General features: G+C 71.7%; 1 protein-coding gene. It reads right to left on the minus strand.

Annotation, left to right across the window (positions count from 1 at the left end):
• A partial coding sequence (locus HA052_RS27080) for an amino acid adenylation domain-containing protein (protein ID WP_166454441.1) occupies nucleotides 1-1,012 on the minus strand: 1,012 nt, incomplete at both ends.

Consider the following 1,012-nt stretch of genomic DNA (forward strand, 5'->3'; position numbering starts at 1 on the left):
CGCCGGCGGCGGGCACCGCGTAGGCGACCAGCCGGCGCTGCCCGGGCGCGTCCTCGCGGATCAGCACCACGGCCTGGGCGACGCCGGGCTGGTCCAGCAGCGCGGCTTCGATCTCGCCCAGCTCGATGCGCAGTCCGCGCAGCTTGACCTGATGGTCTAGGCGGCCCAGGTAGTCCAGCGCGCCGTCCTCGCGGCGGACGACGCGGTCGCCGGTGCGGTACAGCCGCTGGCCGGCGGCGAAGGGATGGGCGACGAAGCGTTCGGCAGTCAGAGCCGGACGGCGCAGATAGCCGCGGGCCAGGCCGACGCCGCCCAGATAGAGCTCGCCGGGGATGCCGGGCGGTAAGGGCCGCAGCATGGAATCGAGCACGAAGAGCTGGGTGTTCCAGATTGGGTGGCCGATGGGCACCGAGCGGCTGTCGCTTGCCGGATCGCAGGTCCAGGCGGTGACGTCGACGGCGGCTTCGGTGGGGCCGTAGAGATTATGCAGCGGGCAGGGCAGCGTCTGGGCGGCGCGGGCCAGCAGCGGCGCGGGCAAGGCTTCGCCGCTGCACAGCACGCGGCGCAGGCTGGCGCAGCCGACGCTGGCGGGCTCCTGCAGGAAGGCGTCCAGCATGGACGGGACGAAATGTAGGGTGGTGACGCCGCGGCGGCGGATCAGCTCGGCCAGATAGACGGGATCGCGATGGCCGTCGGGGCGGGCCAGCAGCAGCGAGGCGCCGGCGAGCAGCGGCCAGAAGAACTCCCAGACCGAGACGTCGAAGCTGGACGGGGTTTTTTGCAGCACCACGTCGTCGGCGGCCAGCGGGTAGGCGTGCTGCATCCACAGCAGGCGGTTGACGATGGCGCGATGGCTGTTGACGGCGCCTTTGGGGCGGCCGGTGGAGCCGGAGGTGTAGATGACGTAGGCCGGATGCCTGTCGTCGCCGGCGAGGTCCAGCGGCGCGTCGGATAGGGTCTCGAGCGCATCGTTGATCTGGTCCAGGCACAGTGCGCGTTCGACCGGCAGGCC

It is taken from the genome of Chromobacterium fluminis, assembly GCF_011602385.1.
Classification (GTDB): domain Bacteria; phylum Pseudomonadota; class Gammaproteobacteria; order Burkholderiales; family Chromobacteriaceae; genus Chromobacterium; species Chromobacterium fluminis.